The sequence below is a fragment of the Kitasatospora arboriphila genome (assembly GCF_039528095.1).
GTDB lineage: Bacteria > Actinomycetota > Actinomycetes > Streptomycetales > Streptomycetaceae > Kitasatospora > Kitasatospora arboriphila.
In genome coordinates, this window is sequence record NZ_BAAALD010000029.1 from 52,546 (window position 1) to 73,296 (window position 20,751).

A 20,751-nucleotide genomic window follows, 5' to 3' on the forward strand; every position below is an offset into this window, starting at 1 on the left:
GGGCGCGCGGGGTTTCCCACCCCGCGCGCCCCTTCCGTGTGCCCGATGCGCCGGGCGTCAGTGGGTCTCGGTGACCTTGGCGAGGGCGCGCGGCGCGTCCGGGTCCTGGCCGCGGGCGATCGTCACCTCGTAGGCGAGCAGCTGCAGCGGCAGGATCTCCAGGATCGGCTGCACCTCCTCCGGCACGCCGGCCGGCAGCGCGAAGCCCGCCGAGGCCGCCTCGACCTGGGCCTCCTGACCGATCACGACGAGGTCGGCACCACGGCCGCGGAGCCGGTCGAGGACCGGCTGCAGGGCCTCGCCGCCCTTGCCGTCCGGCACGATGGCGATCACCGGGGAGACGTTGTCCACCATGGCGAGCGGGCCGTGCAGCAGGTCGGCGCCGGAGAACGGCGACGCCGGGATGTAGGTGGTCTCCATCAGCTTCAGCGCCGCCTCGCGGGCGGTCGGGTAGCCGTAGCCGCGCGAGGTGATGACCAGGCGCTGGGCGAAGCGGTAGCGCTCGGCGAGGGACTTGACCTCGGCCTGGCGCTCCAGGACGCCGGCGGCGAGGCCGGGCAGGGCCTTGGCGGCCGAGCCGTCGCCGCCGCGCAGGCCCTCGACGAAGAGGTACAGCGCCAGGAGTTCGGCGGTGTACGTCTTGGTCGCCGGCAGCGCCTTCTCCGGGCCGGCCAGCACGTCGATGTGGAACTCGGAGACCTCGGCCAGCGGGGAGCCGGCGTTGTTGGTCACCGCGAGGGTGATGGCGCCGGCCTCGCGGGCGGCCTTGGTGGAGGCCACCAGGTCGGGCGAGCCGCCGGACTGGCTGACCGTGACGACCAGGCAGTCCCGGAGGTCGGGCTTGGCGCCGTACGCGGTGGTGGTGGACATCGAGGTGAGGCCGGCGGGCTTGCCGAGCAGGACCTCGATCAGGTACTTCGCGTACAGGGCCGCGTTGTCGGAGGTGCCGCGGGCGGTCAGCAGCACGAAGCGCGGGTTGCGGCCGGCGATCTCGGCGGCGATCTCGCGGATCTTGGGGGCGCCCTCGTCGAGGATGCGCTGCAGGACGGCCGGCTGCTCGGCCATCTCCGCCGCCATGATCCTGCCGGGGACGGTCTGCGGGTCGGACATCGGTGTGCCTCCGTTGAGATGGTTCGGCCCGCTGCGGGCTGCTGGCCCGGCGGGTCCCTCACGGCGGCGAGTCCGCACACTCGCTGCAAAGGTGTTGCCGCTCGATCCTACGATGTCCGGGCCCCGGAACGAACTCCGGAGCCCGGCCGGGCGGCTCAGGACGGGTTGTTGATCAGCGCGTCGATCTTGGCGTCGGCGGCCTTGGCCGCGGTCTCCACCGAGGTGCCGGCGAAGATGTCGTTCAGCATGTCGACGAGGACGTTCTGCTTCTCGATCGCCGCCCAGCCCGGGGCGACCGGGGTGAACCAGGCGTCCGGGACGGCGTTGGCGGCGGCCGCGGTGGCCGGCTTGTTCTTCAGCGGGGCGAGCTGGGTGAGGTTGTTCGGCAGGGTGTCCTTGTCCGCCAGCACCTGCTGCGACTTGGCGCTGGTGAACATCCGGATCCAGTCCTTGGCGAGGTCCTGGACCTGCGACTTGGCGGTGACCGCGAGGTCCGAGCCGCCGATGAAGGAGGGCAGCGGCTTGCCGTTCGGGCCGGGCATGCCGGCGACCTTCACGACGTCCTTGAGCTTGGGGTCGCCGGAGAGCGGCTCCAGTGCGGCGGCGGCCTCCCAGCCGTTGCCGTAGAGCATCGCGGTGCGGTGCTTGCCGAGCACCGCCGCCTGGTCGAGCTCGTTCACCGTCAGGTCGCCGTGGTTGTACCGCTTGACCAGGTCGACGAAGTGCTGGATGCCCTGCTGCGACTTCTCGTCGCTGAGGGTGCCGTGCCAGCGGCCGCCGTTGTCGAAGCGGGCGATGGCGCCGCCGTACGCGGCGACGTAGGACATCGCGGCGTACCAGTAGGGGCCCGGCAGGTAGAGCGGCGAGAAGGCCTTCCCGCTGCGGTTCTTCGCCTGGATCTTGTCGAGGGCGGCCATCAGCTCGTCCTCGGTGGCCGGGACGGAGGAGCTGCCGGTGGCCTCCTGGAACATCGCCGAGTTGTAGATGGCGACCCGGGCACCGGCGTAGTACGGCACGCAGAAGAGCTTGTCCTGGTAGGTGCAGGTGTTGACCAGGCCGCGGATCCAGGTCTGGTTGTTGTCGAAGGCCGTGCGGTCCACCGGCGCGAGCGAGCCGTTGAGGATGTACTTCATCGTCTCGGTGTTGCCGAGCTCGACGACGTCGGGCACCCGCTCGCCCTTCAGGGCCTCGTCCAGGTTGGCGATCTTGTCCTTCCAGGTCTGGTACCGGAGCCGGAGCTCGACCTTCGGGTACTTGGCGGCGAACTCGTCGTTCACCTGCTGGACCAGCTCGGGCCAGCTGGTCTGGGCCTCGCCCATCAGCCAGACGGTCATGGTCCCCGTCTCCGCGGCGGCCGAGGCCGCCCCGTCCCCGCCCGGGGAGCCGCTGCTGCCGCATCCCACCGCGGTGGCCAGCAGGGCCGCCATGCCGATCGCCGCCGTCAACTGCCGCTTCACGCTTCCTCCGGAGGGTCGGGGAAGGTCTGCGCATTGGTACAGACCAGTTCGCCGAGACTGGACCAGACCACTGGTCGCGTCAACGGCGCACGGGGGCGTAAGCACCAGTCGTTGCAGAGCCGTTGTCATGCGGATACGCAGGGTGAGCACACACTCACCGCACGCTCCGCTAGGGCTGCCTTAAGGTCCACTTGAGGGAGGGTTAGGCCCGAGGACGGATCGTTCGCCATCTATGGCTGTTCATGGGGCATTCGCCCGATTTCCCGGCCGGGATGGTCCAGTCCAAGCCCCGCCGACCACCAGATGCGCACGACCGTGTCAAGCGTTGATAACGGTGTGCCCCGAGCACTCGCGAACCCTTGACGGCCTTCTTTGGTACGTGCCAATCTCCAGGGCAGTTGGTCTACACCAATGGTCTACTCCACCAGGCCGGTTGCCGCTCCACCCTGCTGTTCCCCCTTCGCAATCACCGGTGACATTCCCCCCGGCACGACGCTTCAGGGCCACGCCCCCACAGCCCGGTGCCACACCTTGCTCATCCCTCTGGAGGATGGTTTGAACCGCAAGCTCGCCGCCGTGGCCGCCATTGCCACCGTTCTCGTCGCGTCCGCCTGCTCCTCGTCCGGCTCCTCCGGCGACGCCAAGCAGGCCACCCTCAGCAAGGACGGCAAGGGCAAGAAGATCACGGTCTGGCTGATGGACGACGCCCAGAAGGGCTGGCCGTCGGTCGTCGAGGCTGCCAAGAAGCAGTTCAAGGAGGAGACCGGCGCCGACGTCGACATCCAGTGGCAGACCTGGACCAACTACACCACCAAGCTCGACACCGCCCTGCTCTCCGGCAACGCCCCCGAGGTCGTCGAGCTCGGCAACACCCAGACCGCCAAGTACATCGAGGCCGGCTCCTTCGTCGACCTGACCGGCGTGAAGGCCCAGTTCGAGAACTCGGACAAGTACCTGGACTCGCTGGCCGCCTCCGGCCAGACCCCGGACGGCTCCAAGACCTACGCCGTCCCGTACTACGCCGGCGCCCGCGTCCTGATCTACCGCAAGGACCTGTTCGCCGCGGCCGGCGTCACCAACCCGCCGACCACCCTGGCCGAGCTGAAGGACGCCCTCACCAAGGTGAAGGCCGCCAACGCCTCCGTGCCGAACTTCTCCGCCCTGTACCTGCCGGGCCAGAACTGGTACACCGCCGCCTCCTTCGGCGCCGGCACCTTCGGCGTGAAGAACATCGTCGCCAAGAGCGACGGCGACAAGTGGACCGGCACCCTGACCGACCCCAAGTTCATCGAGGGCGTCAAGGTCTGGAACGACCTGCAGAAGCAGTTCTCGGTCGGCGGCGCCACCACCGACGAGGCCACCCAGGACGCCCTGATGGCCAAGGGCAACATCGCCGCCATCGTCGGCAACGGCTGGGAGCTCGGCTCCGTCGCCGACCCGAAGGTCGGCGACCCGACCCTGAAGGACAAGCTCGCCAGCATCGCCCTGCCGGGCAACGCGGCCGGCCAGCCCACCCCCGCCTTCCTCGGCGGCTCCGACCTGGCCGTCCCGGCCAAGTCCGCCAACCCGGGCCTGGGCGCGACCTTCCTGCAGATCTTCACCAACACCAAGCAGCAGACCGAGCTCGCGAAGTTCGCGATCCCGAACGCCAAGAACCTGGTCGCCGCCTACAAGGCCGCCGCGCCGGCCAACAAGGCGACCGGTGACGCCGCCGAGGGCCAGACCTGGTTCATCCCGAACTCCCCGATGTGGTCCGGTGCCGACGAGACCGCGCTGAAGAACGCCTTCGGTGCGATCGCCGCCGGCGGCGACCCGGCCGCGGAGCTCAAGAAGGTCGAGGAGACCGTCCTCAAGGACCTGAACGGCTGACGAAGCGTGCAGGGGGTGGGCAGTCCGTGCGCGAGCGCGGACTGCCCACCCGCGCAGGTACCGAGCAGTTCCGCGGGCCGGGAAGGACCCAGATGAGCGTGACAACGAACGAAACGCCGGTGGCGGTCGAGGAGACCGCGGCCGCCGCCCCGCCGCCGCGCAGCCGCGGCTTCCTGGCGGGCGGCCACTACATCCCGTACGCCATGATCCTGCCGGCCGTCGCGGCCCTGGTGGGCGTTCTGGCGTATCCGCTGTACCAGCTGTTCGACCTGTCGTTCCAGAACATCAACCGGTACTCGTACCTGGTCAACCCGGCGCTGTCGAAGTACATCGGGTTCGAGGGCTACGGCAAGGTCCTCGGCGACGACCAGTTCTGGGAGGTCGTGCTCCGCTCGGTCTGGTTCACCCTGGAGCTGGTCGTCCTCTCCATGGTGCTGGGCATGCTGTTCGCCCTGCTGCTCAACCGGGTCTCCGGCTGGGTCAAGGTCGTCTGTATCACCGTGATGATGTTCGTCTGGGCCATCCCCGCGCTCGTCACCGGCACCATCTTCCGCTGGCTCTTCGCCTCCAACGGCGGCGTGGTCGACTACATCGGCTACCTGTTCACCGGCGACGAGAAGACCAAGCACTACGACTGGTTCGCCGACCCCACCGTCGGCCTCTACGTGGTCGGCGCGGCGGTCATCGTCTGGGGTGCGCTGCCCTTCCTGGTGCTCGGCCTCAACGCCGCGCTGACCCAGGTGCCCAAGGAGCTGATGGAGGCCGCCAAGCTGGACGGCGCCACCGGCCTGCAGGCCTTCCGGCACGTGGTGATCCCGGTCATCAAGCCGTTCCTGATGATCAGCACCGCGCTGAGCTTCATCTGGGACTTCCAGGTCTTCGCGCAGATCTTCTCGCTGCGCAACACCTCGCCCGAGCCCGGCTACTGGACGATCGGCACCTACCTCTTCCAGAAGGGCATCGTCGCCTCGAAGTACAGCGACTCCTCGGTGATCTCGATCGCCATGATCCTCCTCATGCTGGCGGTGCTCGTCTTCTACATCCGCCAGATGCTCAAGATCGGAGCCCAGGACCGATGACCACCGTCGACACCACGGCCGCCGCGGCCGCCGCGCCGAAGGTCCGGGCCAAGGTCCGCGCGACCGGCCAGAGCCCGGTGATGACCTGGGTCTGGAACACCCTCGGCCTCGGCTTCGCGGTGGTGATGGGCTTCCCGATCTACTGGATGATCATCACCACCTTCAAGTCCAACAAGGACCTGATCGCCAAGGACCCGACCTTCTGGCCGCAGGCGTTCTCCTTCGACAGCTACAAGACGATCTTCGAGGACAAGGAGTTCCTGCCGGGCCTCCAGAACACCGTCGTCATCACGCTCGGCGCGGTGGTGCTCGGCCTCGTCGTCGGCTTCCTGGCCGCCGTCGCCGTCGCCAGGTTCGGCTTCCGCGGCCGCAACTTCTTCATCGTCACCATGCTGGTCGTCCAGATGGTGCCGCTGCTGGCGATCATCGTCCCGCTGTTCGTGGTGATGAACAAGGCCGGCATGACCGGCTCGCTCTTCGGCGTCATGCTGGCCTACCTGGTCTTCACCGTGCCCTACGTGGTGTGGACGCTGCGCTCGTTCATCGTCAACATCCCGGCCGAGCTCGACGAGGCCGCCATGGTCGACGGCTGCACCCAGTGGGGCGCGTTCTTCCGCGTCATCCTGCCGCTCACCCTGCCCGGCCTGATCACCACCGGTGTGTACAGCTGGATCCAGGCGTGGAACGAGTTCATCGTCGCCAACGTGCTGCTCTCCACCGGCGGCCAGAAGACCTCGATGATCTGGCTGACCTTCTACGCCACCACCCCCACCCGCGGCGCCGACTACGGCTCGCAGATGGCCGGCGCCCTGATGGTCTCGCTGCCCGTGATCGTGCTCTTCGTGATCTTCCAGAAGAAGGTGTCGGCGGGCCTGACCGCCGGTGCGGTCAAGGGCTGACAGTCACAGGCGCGGCCCGCCCCCCGCACCACCCCACCTCCCGCACCCAACCCAGGGAAGGAACCATGGCGATTCCCGGTACGGAAAGCGTCGAACTGCTCACGGACGCCGGCGCGGTGCTCCAGCCGGGCTTCGCCGGGCTCACCGCCCCCGAGTGGCTGCGCCGCAGACTGGGCTCGGGCGAGCTGGGCGGCGTCGCGCTGTTCGGCCGCAACATCCGTACCCCGCAGCAGGTCGCCGCGTTGACCGCCGAGATGTACGCGCTCAACCCGGAGCTGCTGATCGCCACGGACGAGGAGGGCGGCGACGTCACCCGGCTGGAGGTCTCCAGCGGCTCCTCCTACCCCGGCAACCTGGCGCTCGGCGAGGTCGACGACACCGACCTCACCGAGCGGGTCGCCCGCTCCATCGGCCTCGACCTCTCGTCGGTCGGCATCAACCTCGACTACGCGCCCGACGCGGACGTCAACTCCAACCCCGACAACCCGGTGATCGGCGTCCGCTCCTTCGGCTCCGACGGCGACCTCGCCGCCCGGCACACCGCCGCCTGGGTCCGCGGCCTGCAGTCCGCCGGGGTGGCGGCCTGCGCCAAGCACTTCCCCGGCCACGGCGACACCTCCGGCGACTCCCACCTCGGACTGCCGCGGATCGACCTCAACTCGGAGCAGGTGCAGGAGCACCTCAAGCCGTTCCGCGCCGCCATCGCGGCCGGCGTGAAGTCGATCATGACGGCGCACATCCTCTTCCCTGCCTACGACGCGGACCTGCCCGCCACCATGTCCCGGGAGATCCTCACCGGCCTGCTCCGCGGCGAACTCGGCTACACCGGGCTGATCGTCACCGACGGCATCGAGATGGGCGCCATCTCCGGCACCCACGGCGTCGCCGCCGGCTCCGTCCGGGCCGTCGCGGCCGGGGCCGACACCATCTGCGTCGGCGGCGGCCTGCAGGACGAGGAGGCCTTCCTCTACCTCCGCGACGCCCTGGTCTGGGCCGTCCGCGAGGGCCGGCTCTCCGCCGAGCGGCTACACGAGGCCGCCGAGCGGAACCGGGCCGTCGCCCGCTGGTCCGCCGCCGAGCGGCTGCACGAGGCCGGCTCGCACGGCGAGGTCGGCATCGGACTGGCCGCCGCCCGCCGGGCGCTGCGCATCCACGGCGACCTGCGCCCGCTGGAGGGTGTGCCGCACGTGGTGGAGTTCTCCCCCGGTGCCAACATCGCGGTCGGCGACCAGACCCCGTGGGGCGTCTCCGGGCCGCTCACCGAGCTCGTCCCCGGCACCACCCACACCCGGGTCGGTGCCCCCGCCACCCGGATCGAGGGCTCCGGCCTGCTGCACGTGGCGGTCGCCGCCGAGGGCTCGGACGTCGACGTCCGGCCGCTGCTCGGCGCCGCGGTCAACCGACCGCTGGTGATCGTCGTCCGCGACGTGCACCGGCACCCGTGGATGCTGCGGGCCGCGCTCGCCATGACCGCCGCCCGCCCCGACGCGGTGGTGGTGGAGATCGGCACGGCGCACGCCCTGGCCGACACCTTCGGCAGCCGCGGCACCACCGTGCTCGCCACCCACGGCGGCGCCCGGGTCTGCGGCGTGGCCGCGGCCGAGGCGCTGGCCGGGCTGGTGCTGGGCGCGGCCTCCGCCTGACCGGGGCGAAGCCTCCGCCTGACCAAGGCGGGGTCCTCCCTGTGGGCGGGGCCCTTCACCGGGGTGGGGTGCTCGACCGGGGTGGGGAGCCCCACCGGTGCGGCGTCCGACCGGAGGGTGCACGGGGCCCGGGGTGCGGGGCAGGGGGGACGGACCGGAGTCGCATCCGGCTCCGGCAGGCCGGGACCGTCCGGCCGAACCCGGGACCGCAGGAGCTCACACTCGGCGGCCCCCGCGTGCGACCATGTGCTGATACAACGACGGAGGAGCCGGTGACGGCTGCAGGGCGAGGAGTGAGAGCGGCCATGAGCGGCGAGAGAGGCACGGCGGCCCTCCCGGAGGGCACCACGGTGCCGGCGCAGTCCACGGCGGCCACCGGTACGGCCGCGCGGGTGCCCAAGTACTACGGGCTCAAGCGCCACCTGCTGCAGCTGACCGAGACCCAGCCGGCCGGCACCCCGGTGCCGCCGGAGCGGGCGCTGGCGGCCCAGTTCGACACCTCGCGCACCACCGTCCGGCAGGCGCTGCAGGAGCTGGTCGTCGAGGGCCGGCTGGAGCGCATCCAGGGCAAGGGCACCTTCGTCGCCAAGCCCAAAGTCGCCCAGGCGCTGCAGCTCACCTCCTACACCGAGGACATGCGCGCCCAGGGCCTGGAGCCGACCTCCCGGCTGATCGAGGTCGGCTACATCAGCGCCGACGAGCGGCTCGCCCCGCTGCTGGACATCAAGCCCGGCAGCCGGGTGCTGCGGATCGAGCGCCTGCGGCTGGCCAACGGCGACCCGATGGCGATCGAGGTCGCGCACCTGTCGGCCAAGCGCTTCCCGGCGCTGCGCCGCAACCTGGTCAAGCACAACTCGCTCTACACCGCGCTGCGCGAGGTGTACGGGGTGACGGTGGCGGAGGCCGAGGAGACCATCGAGACCACGCTCGCCAACCCGCGCGAGGCGGGCCTGCTCGGCTCCGACCTGGGTCTGCCGATGCTCCAGCTCTCCCGGCACTCCTTCGACGCGGAGGGCGCCCCGGTGGAGTGGGTGCGCTCGATCTACCGCGGCGACCGGTACAAGTTCATCACCCGCCTGCAGCGGCCGGAGCAGCCGCCGGCCTGAGCCGCCTCCGCACGCACCGCCCCCTGATCCGGTCGGCCTCCGCCGACCGGATCAGGACGTTTCTGCGCGAACCGGTGACACAGGTCACGTCCGTGCCCTACATTTCGCTCCCGTACTGACTGCCGATCACCAAAGGTGCTGCTCGGCGGGCGGGCGGAGGCAGCTCCGCGCGTTTGCGGCGCCGACGAGGTGAGCCCTCTTCAGCCGGAGCCGCAACATGTCGTCAGAAGTGCAACCGCCCACCGCGGACGGGGCCGCCGGTCCCCTCCCCGCCGTCACACCGGCCCGCGTACTGGCCGCGATCTGCCTGGCCGTACCGGTCGTGGCGACCCTCTGGGTGTCCTCGTACACCAAGGCCGACCCCGAGGTCGGCGGGATGCCGTTCTTCTACTGGTACCAACTGCTGTGGGTGCCGGTCTCGGCGCTCTTCACGGTCGGCGCCTACCTGCTGATCAAGCACGACGAGAAGGCCCGCAAGGCCGCCCGGGGCGGTGACGCGTGATGCACACCGGCATCAACGTGACCGCGCTGACGGTCTTCCTGCTGTTCTTCGCGCTGGTCACCGTGATGGGCTTCCTGGCCGCCCGGTGGCGGCGCGCCGACGACGCCCTGCACCTGCACGAGTGGGGCCTCGGCGGCCGCAGCTTCGGCACCTGGGTCACCTGGTTCCTGCTGGGCGGCGACCTCTACACCGCGTACACCTTCGTGGCCGTCCCGGCGGCGATCTACGGCACCGGCGCGGCGGGCTTCTTCGCCGTGCCGTACACGATCATCGCCTACCCGCTGGTGTTCCTGTTCCTGCCGCGGCTGTGGTCGGTCTCCCGGGTGCACGGGTACGTCACCCCGGCCGACTTCGTGCGCGGCCGGTACGGCTCCAAGGCGCTGTCCCTGGTGGTGGCGCTCACCGGCATCCTCGCGACCATGCCGTACATCGCGCTGCAGCTGGTCGGCATCCAGGCGGTGCTGGACGTGCTCGGCGTCGGCGGCTCCGGCAACTGGTTCATGAAGGACCTGCCGCTGTTCCTCGCCTTCGCGGTGCTCGCGGCCTACACCTACTCCTCCGGCCTGCGGGCCCCGGCGCTGATCGCCTTCGTCAAGGACACCCTGGTCTACATCGTGATCATCGTCGCGGTGATCTACATCCCGATGCGGCTCGGCGGCTACGGCCACATCTTCGACGCGGCCGCCCAGAAGTTCTCGACCGTCAACCCGGCCACCGGCAAGCCCTCCGGCTCGCTGGTGCTCGGCCCGAGCTCGCACTGGACGTACGCCACGCTGGCCTTGGGCTCGGCGCTGGCCCTGTTCATGTACCCGCACTCGGTGACCGGCGTGCTGGCCTCCAAGTCGCGGAACACCGTGCGCCGCAACATGGCGATCATGCCCGCGTACTCGCTGATGCTCGGCCTGCTGGCGCTGCTCGGCTTCATGGCGATCGCGGCCGGCGTGGGCAAGGGCGTGCAGGGCTTCAACGCCCAGCTCTCGGTGCCGCAGCTGTTCGAGAACATGTTCCCGGACTGGTTCACCGGCGTGGCCTTCGCCGCGATCGGCATCGGCGCCCTGGTGCCCGCGGCCATCATGTCGATCGCCGCGGCCAACCTGTTCACCCGCAACATCTACAAGGAGTTCCTGAAGCCGGAGGCCACCCCGGCGGACGAGACCCGGGTCGCCAAGATCGCCTCGCTGCTGGTGAAGGTCGGCGCGCTGGTCTTCGTCCTGGCGATGGACAAGCAGTTCGCGATCAACCTGCAGCTGCTCGGCGGCCTGTGGATCCTGCAGACCTTCGTCACCATCGTCGGCGGCCTGTTCACCCGGTGGTTCCACCGCTGGGCGCTGCTGGCCGGCTGGGCCGCCGGCATGGCCTACGGCACCTGGACGGCGTACGGGATCTCCTCCAAGGCGACCAAGCACTTCGGCGGGAACTCCGCGGAGATCCCGGTCATCGGCGAGATCGGCTACATCGGCCTCACCGCCTTCGTGCTGAACCTGCTGGTCGCGGTGGTGCTCACGTTCGTGTTCAAGGCCGCGAAGGCTCCCGAGGGCGAGGACGAGACCCGCGCCGTCGACTACACGGCCGACGCCGGCGACGAGGCCGTGGAGAAGGCGCCGCAGCCCGCAGCCGCGCACTGAGGCCGGCGGGGCCCGGGCAGGGCTCATAGGCCCGGCAAGGCCGAGCGTGGGCGAGCGGGGACCCGGCGGAGCCGGGTCGGTCGGCCAGCGCGCAGGGGGCGCGAGGCGCACAGTGCTGCGCATCGTGCGCCCTGTGCTCGCGCCGCCACCACCGTCAACACTGGTGGTGGCGGCGCGATCATCGTGTCCGGGCGCGACTCCCCACGGGCGTGCCCTCCCCCCACCACCCAGGGGCGCCGCCGGCGCTGCGCGCAGCGCGACACGACCGAGACGGGGAGACGGGCGATGGCAGAGGCCGGCACCATCCTGAACGGGCACCGCACCGAACGCGAGGACAGCCGCCCGCTGCCCTCCGTCCTGATCGCCACCCGGCACGGCGAGTCCGTCGCCAACGTGGAGTTCCGGCTGGCCGAGGAGGCCGGTGCGCTGACCGTCCCGATCAACAGCCGCGACGCCGACATCCCGCTCTCCCTGCACGGCCAGGCCCAGGCACAGGCACTGGGCCGCTGGTGGGCCGGACTGCCCGCCGCCGACCGCCCGCGGGCGGTGTGGTGCTCGCCGTACGTCCGCACCACGGAGACCGCGCGGATCGCCCTGGCGCAGGCCTCCGGGCTGGGCGCCGTGCCGGTGGGCGTGCCGGTGCGCTACGACGAACGGCTGAGGGACAGAGAGCTCGGCGTCCTGGAGATGCTCACCCGGGCCGCCATCGAGAAGGAGCACCCCGCGGAGGCGGCGCGGCGGCGGCGGATGGGTGAGCTGTACTACCGGCCGCCGGGCGGCGAATCGTGGCTGGACGTGGCACTGCGGGTGCGGGGGGTGCTGCGGGACCTCTGCGAGGAGGAGGCGGGACGGCCGGTGCTGGTGGTCGCTCACGACTGCACGGTGCTGATGCTCCGGCACATCCTGGACCGCCTCACCGAGGCGCAGCTGCTCGACCTTGAGCCCGTCCGCAACTGCTCGACCAGCCTGTGGCGCGCCGCGGACGGCCGGCTCCGTCCCGACTTCTGGAACACCACCGACCACCTGCCGGGCGGGCAGGTCGGGCAGGTCGGATAGGTCGGACAGGTTCCGGACCTGCCCGGGGCCACCGCCGCCGGTCGTCATCTCAGCAGGCGGCGCTCCTTGGCGGTGGCGACGGCACCCGCACGGGTCTCGACGCCGAGCTTGTCGTAGATGCGGCCGAGGTGGGTCTTGACGGTCGCCTCACTGATGAACAGGGCGCGGGCGATCTCCCGGTTGCCCAGCCCCTCGGAGAGACGGGCGAGGATCTCCTGTTCGCGTTCGGTGAGCCGGGGGGCCGGGGCCCGCATCTGCGCCATCACCCGGCTCGCCACCGGCGGTGAGAGCACGGTGCGGCCGGCGGCCGCCGCGTGCACGGCCGCGAACAGCTCCTCCGGGCGCTCGGCCTTCAGCAGGTAGCCGGTGGCCCCGGCGTCGATGGCGCGGGTGATGTCGGCGTCGGTGTCGAAGGTGGTGAGGACGAGGACGTACGGCCCGTCGGGCTCCGCGGTGATCCGCCGGGTCGCTTCGACGCCGTCGATGCCGCTGCCCAGTTGGAGGTCCATGAGGACCACCTGCGGCCGGAGCCTGGAGGCGAGGGTGACGGCCTCCTCCCCGCTGCCGGCCTCGCCGACCACCTCGATGTCGCCTGCGCTGGCGAGCAGCGCGAGCAGGCCCGCCCGGACGACCGCGTGGTCGTCGCAGACGAGGAGCCGAACCAGCGGGTTCATCCCGGCCTCCCGATGTGCAGGGGAACGGCGGCGGAGAGCACGGTGCCCTCGCCCGGGGTGCTCTCGACGGTGAGGGTGCCGCCGAGCTGGCGGAGTCTGGCCCGCATGGCCGGCAGGCCGTGGCCGCGGGAGGCCGTCGTACCGGAGGTGTCCGGTGGCAGGCCGCGGCCGTTGTCCGCTATGTCGAGGACGGCCTGGTCGCCCAGGTAGGAGAGGGTGAGCGCGGCGGCGGAGGCGTCGGCGTGCTCGCGGACGTTGGCGAGGCCGCCCTGCGCTATCCGCAGCAGCGCGGACTGGGCTGCGGGCGGCAGCGGGACGGTCGTGCCGTCGAGGTGGAAGCGGACGGGCAGGCCGGTCTCCGCGCTCTCACGGTCGGCGAGGGCCCGCAGGGCGTGGTCGAGCCCACCGCCGTCGGCGAGCTCGGCCGGTGCGAGGTCGTGGACGAAGCGGCGGGCCTCGGCGAGGTTGCGGCCGGTGACGGCAGCGGCCGTACGGACGTGGCGGCGTGCCGTGTCCGGGTCGGCGTCCCAGGTGCGGTCGGCGGCCTGGAGCAGCATCTGCTGGCTGGAGAGGCCCTGGGCGAGGGTGTCGTGGATCTCCATGGCGAGGCGTTCCCGTTCGGCGAGGGTGCCCTCGCGGCGCTCGGTGGAGGCGAGGTCGCGACGGGTGCGGACGAGGTCGTCGACGAGTGCCCGTTGCCGGGCGGTCTGTCTCCGCATGGTGAGGAAGACGGCGGTGGCGAGGGCCGCGACGGTGGGCGGAAGGATCAGCAGGGTGGCATCGGCCTGGCCGGGCAGCCGGGCCTGGCCGACGGTGACCAACGCGGTGAGCACCGCGACCAGGGGCAGGGCGGCCTTGGTGGGCAGGGTGCGCAGCGCGGTGTAGACCAGCGGGACGGCACACCAGGCGAAGCTGGGCGCCAGCAGGACCAGAACCACCCAGAGGGCGACGACCAGCGCGAGCACGCCTGCTGCGGTACGGCTGCGGCGGGTGGCGTGGGCGGCGGTGCCCCTCGTGGCGTGGCCGCCAGCGCCGCTGCTGGGCCGGATGGCGGCCCGATTTGACGGTGCCGGCTCGCCGGTACCGTCCTCGCCGGCACCGTCCTCACGGGACGGACCGGAGTCCGCGCGGGGCGGGGCGAGCAGCCGGGATCCGGTGAGCTGGGCGGCGGCGAGTGCGGCGGAGAGGCCGATCACCCAGGGGGTTGCCGGACTGTCGGGGTGGTGGGTGAGGAAGCGGCTGAGGGACCCGGCGAGGAGCAGCAGGAAGGCCGCGTCGAGGACGAGCACGAGGCGGCGTTCGTCGGTGTCGGCGTCGTTGCGCTGCGGCGGTCGCACGTGGTCCTCCTGTTCTGCGGGTCTGGCTGTTCTGCGGGCCTGGCTGCGGGTGCTGCCCCGATGTGCAGTGGTACGCGGTGGCCCTCGGCGTTCCGATGCTCCGACCGGCGCGGCCGTCGCTCGGCACCGGCCGTCGGACACCTACCGCCCAGCGAGAGGCCGAGGGCCGGCCCCAAGGACCGGTCACGAACCGACCTCGTCCTGGTTGGGATTCTGGCCGGTCCGCCGATGCCGCACATCGGCCGATCGGTTGACCCCGATGTCCTCCATCATGCCTGCGGAGGCGAGCCGGAACGCCGACGCGGTGGAGGGGGCGCGGCCCTGAGGATCGAAGTGTGTCCGAGCCGCAGGGGCCGGACCGGTGAGTCGCCGAGGAGTCGGAATGAAGAAGACGTCGATGCGGGCACGGGTGCTGGGCGGTGCCGTGGCGGTGGCCGCCCTGGGTGCGGGCACCTTCGGTGCGGTGGCGGCGAGCGCGGAGACTCCCGGCACCGCCGGTGCCCCTGCGGTGGCCCGCGCCGAGGTCGGTGGCAAGGACGTGGTGTCCTCCTCGCACCTGTCGGTGGACGCCGCGACCAAGGCCGCACTGGCCGCGATGGACGCGGCCGGCAAGGGCGGCTACAGGGTCTCGGTCGCCGTGGTGGACCGCAACGGCAACACGATCGTCGCGCTGCGCGGCGACGGTGCCGGTCCGCAGTCGCCCGAGTCGGCGGAGCGCAAGGCCTTCACCGCGGTCTCCTGGAACGCCCCGACCTCCGAGCTGGCGAAGCGGCTGGCCCAGACGCCGAACCTGAAGGACATACCGGGCACCCTGTTCCTGGGCGGCGGCGCCCCGGTGCAGGCCAAGGGCGCCCCCGTGGCGGCCATCGGCGTCGCCGGCGCCCCGAGCGGCGACCTCGACGAGCAGTTCGCCCAGGCGGGCGTCGCCGCCCTCGGCAAGTAACGCCGCGAGCCGCCGGCGCCGGGTGCCCCGACCCGCGGCCCGGACCGCCCCGCCCACGCGAGTGGCCGGATGACCAGGCAACCGGCCGGCCGCCGTCCCTACCCGGGAGACACGGCGGCCGCCCCCATCACCAGGGACTCGCCCTGCCACCACGCCTACGAGTACCCGCAGGCGCCGCCGGCACCCGCACGCTCTCACGGGGCACCCACCGGCACCTCTCAAGCACGCCCCTCTGCCCGCGCCTTCGCGCTACACCCCTGCCGCGATCTCGGGGCTGGCGAAGGCGCGGCGGTAGGCGTGCGGGGTGGTCCCGAGGCGGCGGGCGAAGTGGTGGCGGAGGGTGGCGGCGTTGCCGAAGCCGCAGCGGGCGGCCACGGCGTCGATCGGCTCGGCGGTGCCCTCCAGGAGCCGCTGGGCGAGCAGCAGCCGCTGGCCGGTGAGCCAGCGGTGCGGGGTGGTGCCGGTCTCCTGCTGGAAGCGGCGGGCGAAGGTCCGCGGGGACATGTGGGCGAGGGCGGCGAGCCGCTCGACGGTGGCTTCCTCGTCGAGGTGGTGGCGCATCCAGTCCAGGACGGGGGCAAGCGAGTCGACGTCGGACTCGGGCAGCGGGCGGTTGACGAACTGGGCCTGGCCGCCTTCCCGGTGCGGTGCGACGACCATGCGCCGGGCGATGCCGCGGGCGACCTCGGCGCCCTGCACCTTGCGGACGAGGTGCAGGCAGGCGTCGATCCCGGCGGCCGTGCCGGCGGAGGTGATGACGGGGTCCTCGTCGACGTAGAGCACGTCGGGTTCGACGGTGGTGAGCGGGAAGCGCCGGGCCATCTCGGCGGCGTGCTTCCAGTGGGTGGTGGAGCGTCGTCCGTCCAGGAGCCCGGCGGCGCCCAGCAGGAAGCTGCCGCTGCAGATGGAGAGGGCGCGGGCGCCGCCTTCGACGGCCGCGCGGAGGGCTGCGACGAGGGCGGGCGGGTACTCGTCGCGCAGGCCGGTGGCGGTGAGGACGATCAGGTCGGCCCGGGCGAGGCGTTCGGGCCCGTACGGGACGTCGACGCTGAAGCCGGCGTGGGTGCGCTTGGGCCCGGGCCGGTCGGAGGCGAGGGCGAACTCGTAGACGGGCAGCCCCTCCTCGCTGCGGTCGAGGCCGAACACCTCGCAGGCGACACCGAGTTCGAAGGGATGGACCTCCTCCAGCACGACGGCGACCACGTTCTTCAACTCGGCGGTCTTCGACTCATCGGTCTTCAACTCGGCGGTCCTCCACTCGGCGGTCCTCCACTCGGTGATCCTCGACTCGGTTCCGTCCGGGCTTCGGCATGGCTCCAGGATGGCGCTGGCAGTAATTCGATGCAAGAGGGCATTCCTGCCACTCGTCGGGCTCCCGGCCGGCCGGGAGAGTAGTCGCATGACTTCCACCGTGTTCGAGAACGCCGTCGTCCTGTCCGTCCTCGTCGGCTCGTTCGCCCTGATCGGGGCCGTCGTGGGCCGGGAGCTCGACCGCACCGGCCGGCACGGCCGCGACAACTGGCACCGCCCCGGCGGCTATCCCGCCGATCCGTCCGTCCCCGATCGGCTGCACCGTCCCCCGGCCGTCCGGGACGGGTCCCCGGAAGGCAGACTGGACGGATGGACGTCGTCATCCGCCGTGCCCGCGAACGGGACCTCGAACCGGCCGGCGAGCTCTCGGTCGAGGTCTACGTCGGTGACGGCTACAGCCTCGCCGAAGGGCCGTACGCCGGGCTCCTCCGCGACACCCGCCGCCGCAGCGAGGAGGCCGAGCTCCTCGTCGCCGTCGACGGCCGGGACGAGCATGTGCTCGGCTGCGTGACCTTCGCGGTCGGCGGTACGGCCTGGGCCGACATCTCGCAGCCGGACGAGGGCGAGATCCGGATGCTGGCGGTCGCCCGGGCCGCCCGCGGCCGCGGAGTCGGCTCGGCCCTCGTCAGGGCCGCGATGGACCGCAGTCGCGAACTCGGCCTGACCGGTATGGCCTTCTCCACCCGCCCGGACATGACGGACGCCCACCGGGTGTACGAACGGCTCGGTTTCCGCCGTGCCCCCGAGCGCGACTGGGCCCCGATGCCCGGCATCGACCTGATGGTCTATGCCCTGACGTTCTGACGTGACTCGCCCCGAACGATTCGTTCGACCGGAGCCCGACCACACCGACACCCGCACCCGCACCCGCACCCGCACCCGCACGTGAACTCGACGAGCCGGGCGGAAGCACCCGCCGGCGACGGTGCCGAGCCGATGCCGATGCCGACGGCATCACCCGACCGAGCCGCCCTCGAACCGCCCCGGAGCCATCGGCGAGTTGCAGAGGCAGGCGGTCAAGGTGAGCCCGACACCGCACCGGAGCCAGGACCGGCGGCACAGCGGCCACCCCACCGCGGCGGAAAGGGACTTGGTCACGGCGGAAAGGGTCTAGCCGCAGAGCCGGCGGTCCTCGCTCCGCGGGATTCGCCGATCCCCTGGGCTCCGGGCCGACCCGTAGAACCGGGCGGCACCCCCGTACCGTCACTCATGACTGCAGATCGTAGGCCATCGGGCCCGCAGACTCCCGCGGCGGTGGCCGTTCCGTGAGCGGAGCGCGGGGGCGACGAGTGGGTCGGGTGTGCCCGAAGTGTGCACGGCCCGTTCGGCGAGGCCGTCGCAGCCACGGACGCGACACGCTGCGTGCACAAGATATGGGGGTACATCAGGGAGACACCACAACATGTATGCTCACTCTCGCTGTCGACGCAGGGGAACCCGGTGCAAGTCCGGGACTGCCCCGCAACGGTGAGCAGGCCCGTGAACGCCCGGGCCCGCGCAGTCCGAGGGCCTGCCGACGGTGTGCCACCGGCTTCCCCGCAGATGCCATGAAGCACAGCTGTACGTCCGGGCCTCGCGGGTGGGCCGGGTGGCGACGCGCACCCCCGACACGGTCGGGCGGTGCCGGTCTCCCCTGCCACGCGCATGCCCGGACGCGCCCCCGGCCCCCGGCCCGGGGGTGTCCGAAGCGTCCGCTGCCGCCACAGGAGAGAGTGCGCCTTGACCGTCGCTGCCTCAGTCACCCTGCCCTCCCAGGGATCCGCCGACAACGACCGGCCCGACCCCGGTGCCGCGCTGCTCCGGCTGCTCACCGACCGCAGCACCGACCTCCCCCAGGTGGACCCCGGCCACGTCGCCGCCGCCGCGCTGCGCGGCCGCCACGCCGGTTCGGACTTCGCCGAGCTCCGCGGGCTGGCCGTGGAGGCCGCCGCGTCGATGATCGCCGAGGACCCGCAGTACTCGAAGCTCGCGGCCCGCCTGTTGGCGCTGGAGATCCGCGACGAGGCGGTCTCCCAGGGCGCGGTCACCTTCGCCGCCTCGATCGCCGTCGGCCACGCCGAGGGCCTGATCGGCGACACCACGGCCGCGTTCGTGGCCAAGCACGCGGCCGCCTTCGACGCGCTGGTCGACCTGCAGGGCGACGACCGCTTCGAGTACTTCGGCCTGCGCACCGTGCAGTCCCGCTACCTGCTGCGCCACCCGATCACCCGCAAGGTGGTCGAGACCCCGCAGTACTTCCTGCTGCGCGTGGCGGCCGGTCTCGCGGTCGGCGACACCGAGAAGTCGGTGGCCGAGGTGGCCGAGCTCTACCGGCTGATGAGCCGTCTGGAGTACCTGACGTCCTCTCCGACGCTGTTCAACTCCGGCACCAAGCACCCCCAGATGTCGTCCTGCTACCTGCTGGACTCGCCGCTGGACAACCTGGACTCGATCTACAACCGCTACGCGCAGATCGCCCGGCTGTCCAAGCACGCCGGCGGCATCGGCCTGTCCTACTCGCGGATCCGCTCCCGCGGCAGCCTGATCCGCGGCACCAACGGCCAGTCGAACGGCATCGTGCCGTTCCTGCGCACCCTGGACTCCTCGGTCGCCGCGGTCAACCAGGGCGGCCGCCGCAAGGGCGCGGCCTGCGTCTACCTGGAGACCTGGCACGCCGACATCGAGGAGTTCCTGGAGCTCCGCGACAACACCGGCGAGGAGGCCCGGCGCACCCACAACCTCAACCTGGCGCACTGGATCCCGGACGAGTTCATGCGCCGGGTGAACGCCAACGAGGACTGGTCGCTGTTCTCCCCCGCCGACGTGCCCGAGCTGGTCGACCTGTGGGGCGCCGACTTCGACGAGGCGTACCGCAAGGCCGAGCAGGCCGGCAAGGCCGTCCGCACCATCCCGGCGCAGACCCTGTACGCCCGGATGATGCGCACCCTGGCGCAGACCGGCAACGGCTGGATGACCTTCAAGGACGCCTCCAACCGGGCCGCCAACCAGACCGCGCTGCCCGGCCGCACCGTGCACTCCTCCAACCTGTGCACGGAGATCCTGGAGGTCACCGACGACTCCGAGACGGCCGTCTGCAACCTCGGCTCGGTGAACCTGGGCGCCCACGTGGCCGCCGGCGCCACCGCCGCCGACCTGCTGAACGCGATGGACTGGGAGCGCCTGGACGCCACCGTCCGCACCGCGGTGACCTTCCTCGACCGGGTCATCGACATCAACTTCTACCCGACCACCGAGGCGGGCACCTCCAACTCCCGCTGGCGGCCGGTCGGCCTCGGCGTGATGGGCCTGCAGGACGTCTTCTTCCAGCTGCGGATCGACTTCGACTCCGCCGAGGCGAAGACCCTCTCCACCCTGATCTCCGAGCGCATCATGCTCACCGCCTACGAGCGCTCCGCGGACCTCGCCGAGCAGTTCGGCCGCCACGAGGCGTACGGCGAGACCCGCGCGGCCCGCGGCGAGCTGCACATCGACCACTTCGGTGCCGCCGCCCCGCAGTGGACGGAGCGCTGGGACGCGCTGCGCGCCCGGATCGCCGAGACCGGCCTGCGCAACTCGCTGCTGCTGGCGATCGCGCCGACCGCCACCATCGCCTCCATCGCCGGCGTGTACGAGTGCATCGAGCCGCAGGTGTCCAACCTGTTCAAGCGCGAGACGCTCTCCGGCGAGTTCCTCCAGGTCAACCCGTACCTGGTGCGCGAGCTCAAGGAGCTCGGCGTCTGGGACCAGCAGACCCGGGACGCGCTGCGCGAGACCAACGGCTCGGTGCAGGACCTCAACTGGCTGCCCGCCGAGGTCCGTTCGCTGTACCGCACGGCCTGGGAGCTGCCCCAGCGCGCGCTGATCGACCTGGCCGCGGCCCGCATGCCGTACATCGACCAGAGCCAGTCGCTGAACCTCTTCATGGCGGCGCCGACCATCGGCAAGCTCAGCTCGATGTACGCGTACGCCTGGAAGGTCGGCCTGAAGACCACGTACTACCTGCGGTCGCGCCCGGCCACCCGGATCGCGCAGGCCGCCACGGGCGCCCGCGCCGCCGTGCCGGTGCCCGCGCCGACCATGAGCCAGGCCGAGCAGGACGCCATCGCCTGCTCCCTGGAGAACCCCGAGTCCTGCGAGGCCTGCCAGTGAGCACCGAAGACC

16 protein-coding genes and 1 riboswitch are annotated in these 20,751 nt (G+C 71.7%); of the genes, 11 read left to right on the forward strand and 5 right to left on the reverse strand.

Annotation, left to right across the window (positions count from 1 at the left end; translation table 11 throughout):
* Window positions 1-57 precede the first annotated feature (57 nt).
* Together ABD353_RS16995 and ABD353_RS17000 are read right to left on the reverse strand one after the other, a co-directional pair.
* On the reverse strand, window positions 58-1,110 hold the full coding sequence (locus ABD353_RS16995) for an SIS domain-containing protein (RefSeq protein ID WP_344624445.1): 1,053 nt from the start codon (window positions 1,108-1,110) through the stop codon (window positions 58-60).
* A 155-nt stretch (window positions 1,111-1,265) separates the two neighbouring features.
* Window positions 1,266-2,567 carry an extracellular solute-binding protein gene (locus tag ABD353_RS17000; protein WP_344624446.1) on the reverse strand — a complete coding sequence of 434 codons (1,302 nt, stop codon included), beginning with the start codon at window positions 2,565-2,567 and terminating at the stop codon, window positions 1,266-1,268.
* A 555-nt stretch (window positions 2,568-3,122) separates the two neighbouring features.
* On the opposite strand from ABD353_RS17000, the gene ABD353_RS17005 reads away from it, so the two are divergent.
* From ABD353_RS17005 to ABD353_RS17040, 8 genes are all read left to right on the forward strand, one after another.
* Entirely contained in the window at window positions 3,123-4,436 is a 1,314-nt protein-coding gene (locus ABD353_RS17005) for an extracellular solute-binding protein (protein WP_344624447.1), read from the forward strand.
* A gap of 92 nt (window positions 4,437-4,528) precedes the next feature.
* Complete coding sequence (locus ABD353_RS17010) at window positions 4,529-5,515, forward strand: carbohydrate ABC transporter permease (RefSeq protein WP_344624448.1); 987 nt, start codon at window positions 4,529-4,531, stop codon at window positions 5,513-5,515.
* Window positions 5,512-6,414 (forward strand): carbohydrate ABC transporter permease, encoded by a 903-nt coding sequence (locus ABD353_RS17015; RefSeq protein ID WP_344624449.1) that lies wholly within the window; start codon window positions 5,512-5,514, stop codon window positions 6,412-6,414. Before ABD353_RS17010 ends, ABD353_RS17015 begins: the two co-directional genes overlap by 4 nt.
* A 65-nt stretch (window positions 6,415-6,479) precedes the next feature.
* Window positions 6,480-8,057, forward strand: coding sequence for a glycoside hydrolase family 3 protein (locus ABD353_RS17020; RefSeq protein ID WP_344624450.1), 1,578 nt, complete (start codon window positions 6,480-6,482; stop codon window positions 8,055-8,057).
* Between the two features lie 305 nt (window positions 8,058-8,362).
* Window positions 8,363-9,163 carry a GntR family transcriptional regulator gene (locus tag ABD353_RS17025; protein WP_344624451.1) on the forward strand — a complete coding sequence of 267 codons (801 nt, stop codon included), beginning with the start codon at window positions 8,363-8,365 and terminating at the stop codon, window positions 9,161-9,163.
* Between the two features lie 217 nt (window positions 9,164-9,380).
* Complete coding sequence (locus tag ABD353_RS17030) at window positions 9,381-9,665, forward strand: DUF3311 domain-containing protein (RefSeq protein WP_344624452.1); 285 nt, start codon at window positions 9,381-9,383, stop codon at window positions 9,663-9,665.
* Entirely contained in the window at window positions 9,665-11,290 is a 1,626-nt protein-coding gene (mctP, locus tag ABD353_RS17035) for a monocarboxylate uptake permease MctP (RefSeq protein WP_344624453.1), read from the forward strand. The genes ABD353_RS17030 and mctP overlap by 1 nt, the downstream gene beginning before the upstream one ends.
* 285 nt (window positions 11,291-11,575) lie before the next feature.
* Complete coding sequence (locus ABD353_RS17040; protein ID WP_344624454.1) at window positions 11,576-12,346, forward strand: histidine phosphatase family protein; 771 nt, start codon at window positions 11,576-11,578, stop codon at window positions 12,344-12,346.
* A 44-nt stretch (window positions 12,347-12,390) separates the two neighbouring features.
* Here ABD353_RS17040 and ABD353_RS17045 read toward each other — a convergent pair whose 3' ends face one another.
* Complete coding sequence (locus ABD353_RS17045; protein WP_344624455.1) at window positions 12,391-13,020, reverse strand: response regulator; 630 nt, start codon at window positions 13,018-13,020, stop codon at window positions 12,391-12,393.
* On the reverse strand, window positions 13,017-14,357 hold the full coding sequence (locus ABD353_RS17050) for a sensor histidine kinase (RefSeq protein WP_344624456.1): 1,341 nt from the start codon (window positions 14,355-14,357) through the stop codon (window positions 13,017-13,019). Before ABD353_RS17050 ends, ABD353_RS17045 begins: the two co-directional genes overlap by 4 nt.
* 382 nt (window positions 14,358-14,739) lie before the next feature.
* Between ABD353_RS17050 and ABD353_RS17055 the strand changes: the two genes are divergently transcribed.
* Window positions 14,740-15,300: a GlcG/HbpS family heme-binding protein gene (locus ABD353_RS17055; protein WP_344624457.1), complete on the forward strand. Its 561-nt coding sequence runs from the start codon at window positions 14,740-14,742 to the stop codon at window positions 15,298-15,300.
* Between the two features lie 249 nt (window positions 15,301-15,549).
* On the opposite strand, the gene ABD353_RS17060 is transcribed toward ABD353_RS17055, so the two are convergent.
* Window positions 15,550-16,542, reverse strand: coding sequence for a helix-turn-helix domain-containing protein (locus tag ABD353_RS17060; protein ID WP_344624458.1), 993 nt, complete (start codon window positions 16,540-16,542; stop codon window positions 15,550-15,552).
* Between the two features lie 378 nt (window positions 16,543-16,920).
* Between ABD353_RS17060 and ABD353_RS17065 the strand changes: the two genes are divergently transcribed.
* Both ABD353_RS17065 and ABD353_RS17070 read left to right on the forward strand, forming a co-directional pair.
* The gene (locus tag ABD353_RS17065; RefSeq protein ID WP_344624459.1) at window positions 16,921-17,415 is read left to right on the forward strand and encodes a GNAT family N-acetyltransferase; all 495 of its coding nucleotides are present in this window, start codon (window positions 16,921-16,923) and stop codon (window positions 17,413-17,415) included.
* A gap of 596 nt (window positions 17,416-18,011) precedes the next feature.
* Window positions 18,012-18,143: riboswitch (cobalamin riboswitch) on the forward strand.
* A gap of 211 nt (window positions 18,144-18,354) precedes the next feature.
* Window positions 18,355-20,739: a ribonucleoside-diphosphate reductase subunit alpha gene (locus tag ABD353_RS17070; protein ID WP_344624466.1), complete on the forward strand. Its 2,385-nt coding sequence runs from the start codon at window positions 18,355-18,357 to the stop codon at window positions 20,737-20,739.
* Window positions 20,740-20,751 lie beyond the last annotated feature (12 nt).